At 61.8% G+C, this 16,245-nt stretch carries 13 protein-coding genes and 2 pseudogenes; 7 read left to right on the forward strand and 8 right to left on the reverse strand.

The window, feature by feature from the left end; all coding sequences use genetic code 11:
* Nucleotides 1–162: 162 nt before the first annotated feature.
* Both mdeB and JMF86_RS26235 read right to left on the reverse strand, forming a co-directional pair.
* The gene (gene mdeB, locus JMF86_RS26230) at nt 163–2,877 is read right to left on the reverse strand and encodes an alpha-ketoglutarate dehydrogenase (protein WP_011694457.1); all 2,715 of its coding nucleotides are present in this window, start codon (nt 2,875–2,877) and stop codon (nt 163–165) included.
* A 215-nt stretch (nt 2,878–3,092) separates the two neighbouring features.
* Nucleotides 3,093–4,070 (reverse strand): helix-turn-helix domain-containing protein, encoded by a 978-nt coding sequence (locus tag JMF86_RS26235; protein WP_011548540.1) that lies wholly within the window; start codon nt 4,068–4,070, stop codon nt 3,093–3,095.
* A gap of 703 nt (nt 4,071–4,773) precedes the next feature.
* On the opposite strand from JMF86_RS26235, the gene JMF86_RS26240 reads away from it, so the two are divergent.
* Complete coding sequence (locus tag JMF86_RS26240; protein ID WP_011694456.1) at nt 4,774–6,123, forward strand: MFS transporter; 1,350 nt, start codon at nt 4,774–4,776, stop codon at nt 6,121–6,123.
* 74 nt (nt 6,124–6,197) lie between these two features.
* Nucleotides 6,198–7,370, forward strand: a complete 1,173-nt coding sequence (locus JMF86_RS26245; protein ID WP_011548543.1) for a porin — start codon at nt 6,198–6,200, stop codon at nt 7,368–7,370.
* A 75-nt stretch (nt 7,371–7,445) separates the two neighbouring features.
* Here the strand turns inward: JMF86_RS26245 and JMF86_RS26250 are convergent, their stop codons facing one another.
* On the reverse strand, nt 7,446–7,736 hold the full coding sequence (locus tag JMF86_RS26250; protein ID WP_011548544.1) for a DUF4148 domain-containing protein: 291 nt from the start codon (nt 7,734–7,736) through the stop codon (nt 7,446–7,448).
* A 376-nt stretch (nt 7,737–8,112) separates the two neighbouring features.
* Complete coding sequence (locus tag JMF86_RS26255) at nt 8,113–8,292, reverse strand: hypothetical protein (protein WP_124675975.1); 180 nt, start codon at nt 8,290–8,292, stop codon at nt 8,113–8,115.
* A gap of 239 nt (nt 8,293–8,531) precedes the next feature.
* Here JMF86_RS26255 and JMF86_RS26260 point away from each other — a divergent pair, with 239 nt between their 5' ends.
* From JMF86_RS26260 to JMF86_RS26270, 3 genes are all read left to right on the forward strand, one after another.
* Nucleotides 8,532–8,759 (forward strand): DUF2945 domain-containing protein, encoded by a 228-nt coding sequence (locus JMF86_RS26260; protein ID WP_011548546.1) that lies wholly within the window; start codon nt 8,532–8,534, stop codon nt 8,757–8,759.
* Complete coding sequence (locus tag JMF86_RS26265; protein ID WP_011548547.1) at nt 8,756–9,331, forward strand: DUF488 family protein; 576 nt, start codon at nt 8,756–8,758, stop codon at nt 9,329–9,331. Before JMF86_RS26260 ends, JMF86_RS26265 begins: the two co-directional genes overlap by 4 nt.
* A 275-nt stretch (nt 9,332–9,606) precedes the next feature.
* Nucleotides 9,607–10,344 (forward strand): sulfite exporter TauE/SafE family protein, encoded by a 738-nt coding sequence (locus JMF86_RS26270; RefSeq protein ID WP_011548548.1) that lies wholly within the window; start codon nt 9,607–9,609, stop codon nt 10,342–10,344.
* 206 nt (nt 10,345–10,550) lie between these two features.
* Here JMF86_RS26270 and JMF86_RS26275 read toward each other — a convergent pair.
* A pseudogene (locus JMF86_RS26275) lies at nt 10,551–10,649 on the reverse strand (protein NrnU); the annotation flags it as partial.
* A gap of 65 nt (nt 10,650–10,714) precedes the next feature.
* Here JMF86_RS26275 and JMF86_RS26280 point away from each other — a divergent pair.
* Nucleotides 10,715–11,882 (forward strand): annotated as a pseudogene (locus JMF86_RS26280) (IS3 family transposase).
* A complete protein-coding gene (locus tag JMF86_RS26285; protein WP_200094992.1) occupies nt 11,879–12,040 on the forward strand; it encodes an AraC family transcriptional regulator in 162 nt (53 codons plus the stop codon). The pseudogene JMF86_RS26280 and the gene JMF86_RS26285 overlap by 4 nt, the downstream one beginning before the upstream one ends.
* Nucleotides 12,041–12,271: 231 nt before the next feature.
* Here the strand turns inward: JMF86_RS26285 and JMF86_RS26290 are convergent, their stop codons facing one another.
* The 3 genes from JMF86_RS26290 to JMF86_RS26300 all read right to left on the reverse strand — a co-directional run bounded on the left by JMF86_RS26290 (nt 12,272) and on the right by JMF86_RS26300 (nt 16,138).
* Nucleotides 12,272–13,345: a porin gene (locus tag JMF86_RS26290; RefSeq protein ID WP_011548551.1), complete on the reverse strand. Its 1,074-nt coding sequence runs from the start codon at nt 13,343–13,345 to the stop codon at nt 12,272–12,274.
* A gap of 190 nt (nt 13,346–13,535) precedes the next feature.
* Nucleotides 13,536–14,978 carry an MFS transporter gene (locus tag JMF86_RS26295; protein ID WP_011548552.1) on the reverse strand — a complete coding sequence of 481 codons (1,443 nt, stop codon included), beginning with the start codon at nt 14,976–14,978 and terminating at the stop codon, nt 13,536–13,538.
* 236 nt (nt 14,979–15,214) lie between these two features.
* Nucleotides 15,215–16,138, reverse strand: coding sequence for a dihydrodipicolinate synthase family protein (locus tag JMF86_RS26300; RefSeq protein WP_011548553.1), 924 nt, complete (start codon nt 16,136–16,138; stop codon nt 15,215–15,217).
* Nucleotides 16,139–16,245 lie beyond the last annotated feature (107 nt).

Here is a 16,245-nt window from a genome sequence, read left to right on the forward strand (position 1 = left end):
ATTCGTCTCCAACAGCAAGCATTTCAACAGTCAACGCCCCCTCTTCATCAGGTCGGACGCACTTGATTCGATCGGATTTCCCGCGATGGACCGATGGACGCGCAAGGCCTTCGAGCAGCCACTTCGCGCGCCGCTCGCACGACGCTCACCGGTCAACGGGTGCTAGACCAGCCAGGGTTCGGTCAGCCCGGTTCCGCTTCGCCCGTATCGGTCGATCGCCTGACGCACGACGTCAGGGTCCTGCCGGCCCTCGTCGACGAGTGCTTTCAGCGCGGCGATCACGATCGACGCACGGTCCACTTCGAAGAACGCACGCAACGCCGCACGTGTATCGCTGCGCCCGAAGCCGTCGGTGCCGAGCACGACGTAGCGGGACGGTACATACGCGCGGATCAGCTCGGGCACGGCGCGCACATAGTCGGTCGCGGCGATCACCGGTCCACGTGCGGCGCCCAGGGCGGCCGTCACGTAGGGCACCGCAGGCTCGCCGTGATCCAGTAGCCGCTGCGCACGCTCCGCGGACACGCCGTCGCGATGCAATTCGGTAAAGCTCGTCACGCTCCAGACGGCCGCGTCGATATTCCAGTCGTCTTTCAACATCCGTGCCGCGGCCTGGACCTCACCGAGAATCGCGCCCGAGCCGAGCAACTGCACCTGCGCGATCTCGATCTGCGCGGGCTCCAGCACGTACATCCCCTTGAGCACGCCGCTACGGACGCGATCGAGATCCGCTTCAGTCAACGAACGTTGTGCGTAGTTTTCGTTGGTGACCGTCATGTAGTAAAAGACGTCGCGCTGACGCGCGATCATCTCCTGCATGCCCTCGTCGACGATCATCGCCACTTCGTACGCGAAGGCCGGATCGTACGCGCGGCAGTTCGGTATCGTCGAGGCCGCGAGGTGGCTCGTGCCGTCTTGATGCTGCAGACCTTCACCGCCGAGCGTCGTCTTGCCGGCCGTCGCGCCGATCAGGAAACCGCGCGCGCGCTGATCGGCAGCCGCCCAGATCAGGTCGCCGATGCGCTGGAAACCGAACATCGAGTAGTAGATATAGAACGGCAGCATCGTCAGATCGTGCACGCTGTATGACGTCGCCGCGGCAATCCACGACGACACCGCGCCCGCCTCGGAGATGCCCTCTTCCAGAATCTGGCCGCCGGTATCCTCACGGTAATAAAGCATCGAACCCATGTCTTCCGGCTCGTACAGTTGACCGAGCGGAGAATAGATGCCGATTTGCCGGAACAGATTCGCCATGCCGAAGGTGCGCGCCTCGTCGGCGACGACGGGCACCACACGCGGCCCCAGCTCGGCGTCCTTCAACAGGTTGCCGAGCATGCGCACGAACGCCATCGTGGTCGACATTTCCTTGTCGTTGGTATCGAGCGCGAATCGTCCCCACGACGACATCGCGGGCACGGCCGGCGCGTGCGACGCCGCTGTGCGCCTGCGCGGAAGGTAGCCGCCCAGCGCCGCACGGCGCGCGTGCAGATACTGCATGACGGCACTGCTTTCGTCCGGCTTGTAGAACTTGAGTTGTTCGACATCGTCGTCGGAGAGCGGCAGGCGAAAGCGGTCGCGAAACGCCTTCAACTGTTCGATGTCGAGCTTCTTCTGCTGATGTGTGGTCATGCGCCCCTGGCCGATCGAGCCCATGCCGAAGCCCTTCATCGTCTTCGCGAGAATCACCGTAGGTTGCCCGCTGTGTTTCGACGCCTTGTCGTAGGCAGCGTGCAATTTGCGCACATCGTGGCCGCCGCGCCGCAGGCGGTCGATATCGTCGTTGCTCAGATGCGCGGCGAGTGCGGCCAGTTCGGCGTTCTGACCGAAAAAGCGGTCACGATTGTAGGCACCGTCGTTGGCGGAAAAAGTCTGGAACTGGCCGTCCACGGTGTGCGCGAACGCGCGCAACAGCGCCCCACTGCGATCGCGTGCGAACAGGGGATCCCAGTCCGAACCCCACAACACCTTGATGACGTTCCAGCCCGCCCCCGTAAACTGCGCCTCGAGTTCGTCGATGATGCGGCCATTGCTGCGCACCGGTCCGTCGAGCCGCTGCAAATTGCAGTTGATCACGAACACGAGATTGTCGAGCCGCTCGCGCGCGGCCAGCGACAGCGCGCCGATCGCCTCGGGTTCGTCCATTTCGCCATCGCCGAAATAGCCCCACACCTTGCGGCCTTCCGTGCGTTGCAGTCCGCGGTTCTGCAGATAGCGCATGAAGCGCGCCTGGTAGATCGAGTTGATCGGCCCAATGCCCATCGAGCCGGTCGGGAACTGCCAGAAGTCCGGCATCAGCCACGGATGCGGGTAGGAACACAGGCCCGCACCGGTGATTTCCTGTCGGTAATGCTCGAGATGCGCTTCGTCGAGAAAACCTTCGAGGTAAGCCCGCGCGTAAACGCCCGGCGCGGAATGGGGTTGAAAATAGACGAGATCGCCACCGTTGGCATCGTTCGCGCCGCGAAAGAAATGATTGAAGCCCACTTCGAACAGGTCGGCCGCCGACGCATAGCTGGCAATATGCCCGCCGAGTTCACCGTAGGCGCGATTGGCCCGCACGACCATGGCCAGCGCATTCCAGCGCAGCGCGGCGGCAAGCTTTTCTTCGATATCGAAGTCTCCCGGATACGGCGGCTGCTGAGCGACGGCGATCGTATTCACGTAGGGCGTGACATTGAGGCGCGCCGTTGCGATACCGTTGGACGACGCGTGGGCCGCGAGCCGATCGAACAGGTACTGAGCCCGTTCGGCACCGGCATGCCGAACCACGCCATCGAGCGCATCGAGCCATTCGGCGGTTTCGAGTGGGTCGTCGTCGACTTTCGTCTGGCCCAGGGAAAGGATCGAGGGTGTCCCCGTCGATAAGTCGGTCATCTTGCAACTCCGTAAAAGCAATGCGAGTTCAGTGGCGAGTGCGCAAAGATTACGGGGGATGCCGCAGAATGTGTGGTCGTATTGAAGGCCGCCAAAGCGGTATCGGCTGCAGTGTCTTCTGCGGAATGCGCGATCTACAGCATTTCTATTCGATGCGCGCGGTCTCGCATGGAGAACCCGGCGTCACGGGCGGGAAAATGGGCGAAGGCGCGGCTTCATGCATCGCCCACAACGTCCGCTGCGCCATCCGCTCGGTCGTCCATCTCGGTCGCAGCCGCCGGCGCGAGCCCGGCCTCCGATTGCGTGCGAGCCAGCGCGGCGAAATAGCGGCCTGGCGAATGCCCGAGCGCTTTCTTGAACATGGTGATGAAGGCGGTTACCGACTCATAGCCGAGCTCGTCCGACACGCGTTGCACGGAAGCGCCGCCGGCAAGCTCGCGCACCGCAACGAGCAGTTGCAACTGCTGCCGCCAGCGGCCGAAGGTCAGTCCCGTTTCACTGACGACGAGTCTTGCCAGCGAACGCTCGCTCATGGCGAGACGCTTCGCCCATTGCGCGACGGTGCTGCGATCGCCGGGATTGGCGTTCAATGCGTCCGCCATCTGCCGGATGCGCGGATGATCCGTAACCGGCAGATAGAGGCGCTCGACCGGCATCAACGTCAGCTCATGCAACAGCACGCGCGCAAGCCGGTCGGTATGGCCGCCCTGCTCGTAGTCGAGCGGCGCACCGGCCAGATGCAGAATCATTTCGCGCAGCATCGGCGAAATGGACAGCGTGCAGCACTCCGTCGGCAAGTCGACGACACCGGGCTCGGCGAACAGATAGCAAAGCCGGGCATTGGGTGTCGCATGGTTACTGTGCGGCATCTCGCCGGGAATCCAGACGCCGCATTGCGGCGGGACGATCCAGAACGCGCCCGCGACCCGGCAGGTCACGGCGCCGTGCAACGCCAGCACCAGCTGCCCCTTCTGATGCTTGTGAACCGGAATTTCGGCAGCATGCTCGTCGACGTGCATGCACATCGCTACCGCCGGCCGATCGATCGCGTCCGGATCCGCAAAATCAGGAAGGCTAACGTAACGGTTCATATCGGGCATTCTAGCGACATGTTGAAATTGTGGCGAACGATGCGAAGCATAAGCAGGCACAGCCGCATCACGTGCCACGCTGGAATGGCGCCACGACTTCATTGCGCGAGACCGCCCCTTCCCGGACGCCCGACGTCCGGGCTCGCGCGTGAGCGGTTCGACGGTGTCGATGCCCATGCAGTCCGGTTCGGCCCCGATTGTGCTTCGTACATGGGCTGTGGCGCGTCACGTGCACGCTCGACGAGCCGGGCGAACCCCACGATGGCGTCGAGCAGATCGGCGTGGACGGCACCGCGAAGTTCAGCGGGCCACCGACCGCGAATTACGCTTCGATCGACCGCTCTCACCGCACAATCTGCCGAACGGAGCACCGCCGCGGCAACACAAGAATAATAAATACTGCCTGGACTGCGGCAATATTTCTCCGTGCAATCAAGATGACTTCACGATCCCGGCGCCCCGGATTTCTTCAAACGCAATGAAATACGGAGCGACGGAATAATAAATCAAGCGAGACAGTTTTTTCACACCAATACCGAACGGACGATGGCGCCGCACCATTGTGCATGGCGCTCGCCCCGTTCGGGACGGGACGGCACGGTCGTCGATCGAATCCGCCGGGCCGCCGCATTTGCATCAACAATCAGCTTCGTAAATTTATCAAGTATTCGTCGCATTAATCGTCGATTCTTCAATCCCATTTTAATGGCACCGAATGCTCGCCCATTCGCGCCACCACCTTTAACCCGGCAAGAAAATGCAATACCCGAAGTAAAACCTTTTCTTTTAACGCGAGGAGAACGATGTGGAAATACGGAAAATCAACGTCTACGACATCATCGACAGTCGCAGAATCGGCAGGAGGCAGTATTTCATCGTCGCCTTCTGCGCGCTGCTGATGCTTTTCGACGGCTTCGACACCCAGGTCATCAGCTTCATCGTGCCCGTTCTCGCGAAAGAATGGCAACTGCCCAAGGCGGTATTCGGCGCGATTTTTTCAGCGGTGTTCTTCGGGTTGCTGATCGGCAATTTCGGCATTCCGTTCGCGACCCGACGCTTCAGCACGAAGAAGATCGCTTTCGTGGCAACCGCTGCTTTCGGCCTGTTCACCGTCCTGACCGTCTTTGCCACCAGCGTGCCGCAGCTGATCGCCTTGAGGTTCCTCACCGGCATCGGGCTCGGAGCGGCCACGCCTTGCGCGGTGGGCCTCGTTTCGGAATTCAGCCCGAAGAGAACCCGCGCGACTTTCGTCATTCTCGTCTACATGGGATATGCGCTGGGGTTCATCTTCGCGGGCATCTGCAGCAGCGCGTTGATCCCGCGGTTCGGCTGGGAAGGCCCACTGTGGCTGGGCGGGCTCGCGGCAGTCGGCTTGACGGTGTTGCTCGTCCCGCTGCTGCCGGAATCCGTGGCCTACCTGTCGGCGAACGCGCAGCCCGGTGAATTGCTTCGTGCAACCAAGCGCCTCTTTCCCGATTTCACGCTGCAAGCGGACAGCGAACTGGTCACTCACGAAGAGAAGCCGGCAGACGCAAGTGTGCTCGGGTTGTTCTCCGCACAATTCCGCGTGGGGACATTCCTGCTGTGGGCCGTATTCGCCATCAACCTGGCCGCGTTCTATTTTCTGCAGAGCTGGCTGCCGACCGTTCTCGCGTCCATCTCGTTCCCACCCGCGCTCGTGGTCTGGGCGACCATCACCGTGATCATCGGCGGCATGGTGGCCAGTCTGCTGATGGGACCCATCATGGATCGCACGAGCCCTTACAGAATTCTGTCCGCGGTCTACGTCGGCGGCGCCGTGTCGATGTACGCAATCTCCATCGCGATCGGCTCATCGCATCTCGCTTTACTCACGACGATCTTCTTTTGCGGCTTTTGCATCAGCGGCGGACAAACCTGCGCGATCGCGTTGTGCACGCTGTTCTATAGCCCGGAATTGCGCGCCCCGGGCGTCGCGTGGGCCTACGGATTCGGTCGGCTCGGCGCCGCGGGCGGCACTTACCTCGCGGGCGTCCTGTACGCGAACAACTGGAGCGTCGACGCGATGTTTCGCGTGGCAGCCGCGCCAATCCTCATTGCAGCGGCTTGCGTGGCGCTGATGGGCGCTTGCTATGGCCTGACGAAGAACGGCCTGAAGAAATCCTTTTCGGCCTGACCGGTACCGCTCGCTGAATCGATGAACGTCAAGTGAACCGTTCTTTTGTATGGCCTTTTGATTGCGGAGATCTCATGAAAACCAAAAAAATCGAAATCATTGTCGGCTCGCTCGTGGGGCTGGCCAGTTCCGTCGCGCATAGCCAGAGCAGCGTCACACTCTATGGCGAGATCGACAACGGCATTCATTACCAGACCAACGTAGGCGGCGGCAAAGCCGTCTACATGGACTCGCTGGACGGCATCGACGGCAGCCGCTGGGGGCTGACCGGCAAGGAAGACCTGGGTGGCGGTCTCAAGGCGATTTTTACGCTCGAGTCCGGCATCAACGTGAACAACGGACAGTTTGCCCAGGGCGGCACGGCGTTCGGCCGGCAGGCTTTCGTCGGACTGAGCAGCGACACTTACGGCTCTCTCACCGCCGGCCGTCAATACGACATGGTGTGGTATTTCCCCGAGTTTCTTGCCGGATCCGCGGCGGTTGGCGACCTGCCGAGCGCGCATCCGGGAGATTTCGACAACACCAGCAACAGCGTGCGATTCAACAACTCCGTGCGCTACATGAGCCCGGACTTCCGCGGCTTCTCCTTTGGCGTCGAATATAGCCTTGGCGGCGTACCCGGCGACTTCACGTCGATGTCGGGCTATTCGCTTGGAGTCGGTTACACACACGGTCCGCTTCAGATCGGCGCGGCGTTCGATTACTTCAAACACCCGACCTCGACGCCAGGCAACGGATGGTTCACCAACTATGCAAGCGGCTTCAATCTGCTGGCCTCCTCTCTGAACTCGGCCTATCAGGTCGCGCAGGCCTATCAGGACGCCGTCATCGCGGCGGCCTACACGATCGGAAACGCGACGATCAGCGCATCGTATTCGAACGTTCAATACGCCAATCTCGGTGCGGGGTTCATGAACGGTACCGCCGTCTTCAACAACTACGACATCGGGTTGAACTACCGTGTCACGCCGGTCTTTTTCGTCGGCGTCGCGTACGACTACATGAACGCGCGGAGCGTCACGACGGCACAAGGCAATGCCGTCGGCAACCAGCACTACAATCAGGTGGCGTTCACGCTGGATTATCTGCTGTCGAAGCGTACCGACGTGTACTTCTCCGGCGGCTGGCAGCGCGCTTCGGGCACATCGTCGACGGGCGCGCCAGCCGTCGCCAACATCGGCGGCTCCGGAGATTCGTCGAATAACCACCAGATGGTTTATCGGCTCGCTATACGACATAAGTTCTGAGCGTGGCTCGCCCTGGAGCCTACATGACGATGCAGCGATATTGCAGCGCCAGCATGCGGACGCCAGGGTCATTGTTCAAGGCTGCTGGTTCGACGCCTGCAAGGATGGCGTCGCCACCGCGCCTGCATCGCGGACATCCCGATTCCGGCGAGCCTGCGCCATATCGGGCGGATAGGTCCGCTGCCTGGGCGAGTGAGTCGAAATCCAGCCGTCGCGTTCTGCCTGAACGAGTTCGGCCCGCACTTCGGCGCGCGTCTTTCCGCTCGTGACCACGGCCGCGGCGCAGCCCGCATCGACTACACCGGCGCTCGCGGCAAACGGGATGCACGTGACGAACCAGAGTATCGCTGCAATTGTCGTGCGCATGAGAATCTCCTTCCTTGTGAGGCCGTGGCGCCGCGCTCAGACGAAGCCATACATGGTGAACAACATGACGTACGGGATCTGCTGTCCCGCCGAATTGCAGACCATGACGTCGGCCCTCTGAATGGCGCACGCGGACACGATTGCCTTTGCGACTTTCGAAATGACAAGTTTCATGATGATTAACTCCCCAATCTGACCCGACCTTACGGTCGATCTCTCGGCAATCCGTCGATGGTGCTGAGCAGCGCTCGAAGCGCTGCATCATGGGTTCATGACGCATCGCGGCCATCGACATCGCACAACGCTTGTTCACTACCGGGTCGAAGCACGGGAACCCGGCACGTCGGTGCTTTGAAGCGTCTGCGTGATGCGTACTTTATCGACATCCAGCCAGCATGAATTTGTGGAAGATGACAACGCATCTGCAAAAACTGCCAGAGTTTTGCTGATGCACGATGTCCTGTCGGCGGTCCATTGCCGAACCGCGCGCCGATTCGAGGCGGTCGTTCGGAGACAGCGCCAAATGCCGGACGATCGGATCGGGATCGACTTTCATCTGCTTCGCCTGATCGTCGTCGAGCCGTCGGCCAAAGCAAAGTCGTCAACGTTCGCGAAGTAAAAATGTCACTTCAGACGTCGATACGGGGCATGCAGATTGCATGGACGAGCCTGACCGAGGCCCCACACGATGCACCTCGCACGCGCGAAAGCGCGGCGACGTGCATACTGGCGTGGCTCGCTCCACCCGCCGCTTGCGGCCGTATCGCAAGAGCATCACCACGAGGAGGCTCACGCATGACGACGCCGTTCGAACCGGGCGACCATGTCCGCTGGAATTCCGAAGCCGGTTACGTGACCGGCACGATCATCGCGGTGCACACGCAGGATTTCGACTACAAGGGCCATCGTCATCGCGCGTCGCCCGACGATCCCCAATACGAAATCAAAAGCGATCGCACCGACCACATCGCCGCGCATCGCGGCCGCGTGCTCGAACGCGTCGCCGGCAAGGAGCGCACGTGACGCTCCCGTTCTACACGATCGGCCATTCGAACCGCACGCTCGACGAACTCGTCGCGATGCTGCGGGCCGTCGACATCACGCTGCTCGTCGATATCCGCAAGATGACGCGCTCGCGCACCAACCCGCAGTTCAACGAGGCAACGCTGCCCGACGCGCTGGCCGCTGCCGACATCGGCTACGAGCACATCGCCGAGCTCGGCGGGCTGCGCGGCAAGTCGCGCGACGTGCCCGACGCACTCAACGGCTTCTGGACGAACCGCAGCTTCCATCGGTACGCCGACTACGCGCTGTCGCCGGAATTCCGCGCCGGCCTCGCGCGGCTGATCGCGCTCGGGGAGCAGCAGCGCTGCGCGCTCATGTGTTCGGAGGCCGTCTGGTGGCGCTGTCACCGGCGTATCGTGTCCGACTACCTGCTCGCGCGCGGCGAGACGGTGCTGCACATCATGGGCCTGAATCGTGTGGAGCCGGCGCGCATCACGGCCGGCGCGACGGTCCGCGATGACGGTGCGATCGTCTATCCGGACGCCGACGGCGATACGCAGGAAGATGCCGCGGCGCAATCGAACGAATGACCGGGCGTCGGCGCTGCCCGCGCCGGCTGGTTGACGCCGTTGGTTGACGCCGTTGGGTGACGCCGTTGGGTGACGCGGTTGGTTGATGCGACGGGTTGACACGACCGGTTGACGCAGCCGGCCGATGCGCCGCCGCACGGCGGCCGCCCGTGCGCGTCTGAAACGGAGCGCACGCACCGCCTTTGCGCGGACGCGATCCTGCATTACCATCGGGCCACCTTCGCGCTCGCGCTCGCCGCCGGCGCGCCCTGCCACGCTACCCTTCCTGCGCACCGATGCTCGTCCTCATCATCCTCGCCGGCCTGTGGGCCGGTCTCCAGAATGCCCTCGCGGGTGGCGGTTCATTCGTCACGCTACCGGCGCTGATCGTATCGGGGATGTCGCCGCTCGCGGCCAACATCACGTCGACGGTCGCGCTGTTTCCCGGCCAGGTCACGACCGGCTGGGCAAGCCGCAAGATGGTCCGCGGCGCAGGCACGCTGTCGTTTCGCGCGCTGTTCGTGATCAGCGTGATCGGCGGCGCGCTCGGCGGGCTGCTGCTGCTCAAAACGCCGTCGTCGATCTTCTCGCAGCTGGTGCCGTGGCTCGTGCTGTTCGCAACCGTCGTGTTCGCATGGGGCAGCTTCTTCCGCAAGCCGACCGAGGCCGCGCAGCATCTCGGCCCGATGGCGGCCGGGATCTCGCAGTTCCTGATCGCGATCTACGGCGGCTATTTCGGCGGCGGCATCGGCTTCCTGATGATGGCCGCGCTCACGATGGCCGGCCTGTCGCCGCGTCACGCGATGTCGACCAAGAACGCTCTCGCGGGCGTGATGAACGCGTCGGCGGTCCTGCTGTTCGTCACCTCGCCGCAATTGCACTGGGGCGCGGCGCTTGCGCTCGGCAGCGGCGCGATCGTCGGCGGCCTGCTCGGCGCATGGGCGCTGCACCGCGTGAACGAGCGCGTGCTGCGGATCGCGATCGTCTGTATCGGCGCGGCACTGACGGTCGGGCTGTTCGTCAGGCCGATCTGACGCGCGCGCCGCGAGCGTCGTCGCTATGCGCTCGCGTCGATGCGCGGGCGAACTCGCCAGCCGCCGCGCGATCGTGCCCGCCGTCGGTCAATGCTGCCGCCGATCTGCAATGCGTCGGCCGGTAGGCCGGGCGATGCCTGCCGCTCGCGCGCCGGGCCGCGGCCGATCAGCGTGACGCGGTCGCCGAGCCTGCGTACGCGGAACGTTCAACCGAACGGCCGCACGCCGATCAACGGGTCGTGCAGGAACAGCGCAAACACCGCCCACCCGACGACGCCGGCCGCGATCGCCGACACATCGCCCGACTGTAGTGGTCTAATGAATCCGGACACTGATTTAGGCGAGAATGGTCGCCATGAAGAGGTGTCTGATGAGCAAGCAACGACGTACGTTTTCCCCGGAGTTCAAACAGCAAGCCGCCTGTCTGGTGCTCGACCAGGGTTATAGCCATATGGAAGCAAGCCGCTCGGTCGGCGTCGGCGAGACGGTGCTGCGCCGCTGGGTGCAGCAACTTCAGATGGAACGCCAGGGCGTCACGCCGCAGGGCAAGGCAATCACGCCGGATCAACAGCGTATTCAGGAACTCGAGGCGCGTATCGAACGCCTCGAGCGTGAGAAGGCCATTTTAAAAAAGGCTACCGCGCTCTTGATGTCGGAAGGCATCGAACGTACGAAGTAATTGATCAGATTGGCGCAAGCGAATCGGTCGAGCTGATCTGCGCGGTATTCGACGTGTCGCGGTCCTGCCTGTATGCACACCGAGGGCGAGCCCGACGCGTTGATACCGAGCGCATGGTACTGCGTAGCCGGGTACACGAGCTGTTCATCGAGAGTCGAAGCTCTGCTGGCAGTCGCAGCATCATGGGCATGATGCGCGAGGAAGGTACGGCGATTGGACGCTTCAAGGTCAGCCGCTTGATGGAAGAACTCGGGTTGATCTGCAAGCAGCCGGGTCGCCATGCCTACAAGCAGGCCACGGTCGAGCGGATCGATATCCCGAACCATCTCAATCGCGAATTCGAGGTTGGTACGCCGAATCAGGTGTGGTGTGGTGTGGTGACATCACGTATGTCTGGGCGCAGGGACGTTGGCATTATCTGGCCGTAGTACTCGACCTGTTCACGCGTCGGGTTGTTGGCTGGGCGTTCTCGACACGCCCTGATGCCGATCTGGTCGTGCAGGCGTTGGAGATGGCCTATGAGCAACGTGGTCGACCGCAAGGCTTGCTGTTTCACTCGGATCAAGGCGGCCAATATGCAAGCCGGAAATTCCGTCAGCGCCTCTGGCGCTATCGGATACAGCAGAGCATGAGCCGTCGAGGAAATTGTTGGGATAACTCCCCGATGGAGAGGCTGTTCCGCAGCTTCAAGACCGAATGGCTACCGTCAGTGGGCTACATGTCGGCGCAGGAGGCACACCGGGACATCAGCCACTACCTGATGCACCGGTACAACTGGATACGGCCGCATCAGTTCAATGACGGACTGGCGCCGGCGGTTGCGGAAGAAAAACTTAACGCAGTGTCCGGGATTAGTTGACCACTACACACTACCTCGTCAATTCATCAATGTCCGGCGCAGAAATTTCCTTCCTGCTGGGTTTCGAAGATCCCAACTCCTTCGCGCGGGCATTTCAGGCATGGACCGGAAAAACCCCGCAAGCGGTGCGCTCGGCGCTCAGGCAAGACGGCCCCTGAATCCCTTCGCATGAGGTGCCTGGGTTCTGGCACTTGTCGCTGCTGGCGTCCACGTCGCTGTCACGGACTACCGAGCGGATGTCAGCGTTTCCCCTCTCGAATCAGCAGCTTAGCACCAGACTCGGCGGAATTTGCGAATCCCGAACGCCCCTCGTATATGACCGGCCCGTAACCGACCTCGCCGCCGAGCTTTTCAGAGACAGGAAGTGACGACAAAAGGGTGAACGCTTTCTAGAACGTGTGCCGAATGCCGACGGCAAAGGTGTTGCCGATGGGATGATCGCTCAGCTTGTCGATAGAGTAAATTGCGTAAATGTCCGTCCGCTTGGACAGCAGATGGTCGTAACCGAGTGCGGCAGTATTGCGAAGGCTGTTGGTCGTATGCGTAGGACCGGACCGTTGCGTACGCGCCCACTCAGCAAGCAGGAAATCGGCCGGTGTGAACGGGATCGAAAAACCCGCCTCGTACGTGTGGCTGCCTGTCGGCGTACTCACGTCACTTGTCATCGCCCACGCGCCATAAAGTGTCACGAGCTTGAAGTCATAGGCCGCGCCCGCGAGGTAGGCGTATTGTGCGCCCACTGGCCCCGCTGCGGTGTAGCGTACGCGCTGGCCGGACACCACTGCCGTGAGACCGTGACCTTGATAATTCAAATGCGCGCCGAGATTGCCGACGCCGGGCGACCCCGCAACGCCACCCAGGCCATAGATCACGGTTGCGCCGAAACCTTTGAAGTCCGGTGTTGTGTACTTGGCGGTGTTGTTCCACACCGTATCGCCAATGATCGTGCCACCATAGTTGGTCACGAACGTCTGGAGGACGAGAGGCGAAAAGACAGTCGACGAACTGAACGGGTTGATGAGGGATTCGGCCGTATAGGTCGGATTTCTTTGGCGCCCGAAGGTCAACTGACCGAAGTCGCCTTGAAAGCCCACGTACGCATTGCGTGAAAAGAACGGGTCTGTGGCATTGCGGCCCTGCGCGCCGTTTTGAGGCTGGAAGAAGCTCTCCAGAGCGAAGATGGCGCTGACACCGCCGCCCAGATCTTCCTTGCCGCGGATTCCCCAGAATGATGTGGTCAATCCGCCGCTGCCTATGAGTACCGTGGATTGAGGCGTATCGCTACGTTTGACACTGCCGACATAGGTGCCGACGATCCCATACAGCTGGACTTGCGAACCACTATCTGCGCGGGCGCCGACAGAGGTCAATGCGAGGCCGGCGCTGAGCATCGCTGCTACGCCAAGTGTGCCAGCGACTTTCCGCATCGAAGCGCGGGCCATGACCCGTTGTGCCTTTTTCATTTCCGTTGTCTCCATTCGTTTTGTTATATGCGATCTTTGCCGCACGACATCCGATAAGGACTACAAACAGAGTCGTGGAACGTTGTCGCTATCTGTGAACCTGTCGCGCTGAAATTATCGGTGTTTCGAACCAGGACGCTCCTTCCCCTTGACTCACATCAGGAGAAGGAGCGGCAAGGGATGCGAGCGGTTACGGGGAGATCTCTTCGAGAGCGCGATTGGTGGTCTCCACCATTCGCGAAGCTACAAAGAAACCCACAGCGCTGACCACCGCAAAAAGGATGAATACCGCCGCGATGCCCTTCCCTGTCAATACGACGCCCACGATCGCAGGCGCGGCAGCAGAAGCGGCCCGCAGCCAGGACGTCGCGAGGCCAGTACCAATCGCGCGCATCCGGGTCGGATAGATTTCAGGTGTGTACAGGTACAGCAGTACGGTTGTGGTTGCCATCACTGCGTATGCGGAAGATCCCAAGAACATCACTGACCAGGCACTACCTGCTCCATGAATACCCAGAGCGGCGAGCAGGATCCCGCTGATGATGAAGCAGGCCATTGCCCAGCGGCGGCGCCCGACACGATCGATCAGCAACGCGCAGGCAAGCACCCCGCACGTACTCAGGACGTTCGAGATGGACGCCATGTGAAGCGACTCTTGCAGCGGCAGATGGTAGACCGTCTTGTAGAGGCTGGGCAGCCAGTTGTTGATGCCGTTCGCGACAAAATATGAGGTCGCCCAAAGTAACCACACTACGATGGTGCGCCCGCGGTAGAACGGCGAAAAAAGTTCCTTCCACGATCCCGTCTGCTTCGACTGCAGGCCGTTCAGCAGGCCGACCACGCGCTCATCAACTTCGGCCTTCTGCGTTTTCGTATCAAGGTTTCGCTTGGGCGTGCTGGCCTCCAGTCGCTCGATGATTCCTTCCGCCTTATCGAAGCGCCCCTTTGAAATGAGCCAGCGCGGCGATTCCGGGAGTCGTGCGATCAGGAAGGCGACAATTATGCCCGGGATGCCCCCCACGAGGAACATGTACTCCCAACCGAAGCGGGGGACGATGAACGCCCCCAGTTGCGCGGCTGCGAGCAAACCCAGCGGGAAAATGAGTTCGTACAAAATAAAGAAACGTCCCCGGCCGTGCGCTTGCGACAGCTCGTTGATGTACGTGGCCGCGACGGGCACTTCTCCTCCCACGCCGATGCCTTGCAGAAAGCGCATTAGGAACAGCATATGGAAGCTGCCGGTGAATGCGCAGACGATGCTCATGGCCGACATCACGCCCACAGTCACCGTCGCACTCGGTACGCGACCGATGCGCTCAGCGAGCCAGCCGAACACCAACGCGCCTACGACCTGGCCGAGATAGCCGGCGGCGATCAGCACGCCGATCTGGCCGGCCGAGAGATGCCAGAGGCCAATCAATACGGGCAGTACGAAGGCAAGCGATAGGGCGTCGAATGCGTCAAAGAGGGTCGCGCTGCCCATGATGATACGGGCCTTGGTGTGCCACCGGCAGAACGGTACGTTCTCGATTCGGAACAGCAGGTTCGCCGCACGCAACTGCTCGCTCGTGGTGCGCGTTGCGCTCTCGGATTGACCAACACCGACGCTGTAGGCGGTCAAAGGGGTGTTCATGCTGTCTCCTGAAAAGCTGCATTTTATGGGCCCTCGGACTTCGTCTTTTTTAAGCACCGTCGCGCTTCTGTCTTGTAGTGTCGCGATGTTGGAGCTTGTTTGGTCGTTTCCCGATCCTGTTATGGGCGACGTGCGAAACGAGCGTTCGTGCGTCGCCGTGACGGCTTAACGCGGATAGCGAAGCGGGGGCAGCGCTTCGCTATCGTCATAACGGCTATGAATGCGCCGCTTCCGCGTCAGTCGACGAGGCCTGCCGAACGCAGTGCGTCGGCGATTTCAACGTCCGCGCCTTCCGCGAGCGGCAGCAGCGGCGAGCGCACCGTCGCGTGCTCGAGAATCCCGCGAGCCACGAGGCCGTGCTTGAGTGCCACGGTGCCTTCCATGTGCGAGCCACGGTGGTACACATTGCGCGTGACGGGCAGCAGACGATCGTGGATCGCGCGTGCGGCCGCGTAGTCTTTCGCCTTACCGGCCTTGATCAGCTCGATGAGCGGCTCGGGGGCCAGGCCGCCGTAGCCGACCAGTGCACCGTCAACGTCGAACATCGTGTGCAGCAGATACTCGTCGTGGCAGGTCAGGATTTGCAGTTCCGGACGCTCGCGACGGATGATGGGGATTTCAACATCCCAGCGACGCATGTTGCGCACGCCGTTTTTCATCGCGAACACGCCCGGCTGTGCGGCGATTTCGAGTTGCGTTTCGAGGTTGTACGTCGCCTTGGTGGCATCCGGGTACTGGAACAGGATCAGCGGCAGGCCGCTGCCTTCGTAGATGGCGCGGTAGCGGTCCTGCGGCGCACCCTTCTGGTAGCCGAAGCGCAACCAGCCGTGCGACGGATACACCAGACCAGCCGACGCGCCGGCCTCGACCGCGCGCTTCGCTTCGTCGACGGCGACTTGCGTACCTTCGAGCGTGATACCGGCGATGACCGGAATCTTGCCGTCGACGGACTTAACGAAGCTTTCGATGACCTGAGCCTGTTCTTTCTGCGTCATGAACGTGCCTTCGCCAGCGTGGCCGAGCACCGTCAGACCTTTCACGCCTTCAATGCTGCCGAGCCAGGAGCCCAGACGTTGAATTGCTGCATGGTCCACCGCGCCGTCGCGGGTGAAAGGGGTAACGGGTGCCGGGACCAGACCGCGCAGATCGATTGCTTTCATGACGTCTCCAAATGTGAGCTTTTCCGCTCCTCTTTCGTAGAGGAGAGCCCGCTGCTCGTTTCGCTTCAAGCTGGAACAACGGTGCATGCGTTGCAGTGTAGGGATGG

Origin of the sequence: Burkholderia sp. E168m15, from assembly GCF_016586105.1 — a bacterium.
GTDB lineage: Bacteria > Pseudomonadota > Gammaproteobacteria > Burkholderiales > Burkholderiaceae > Burkholderia > Burkholderia orbicola.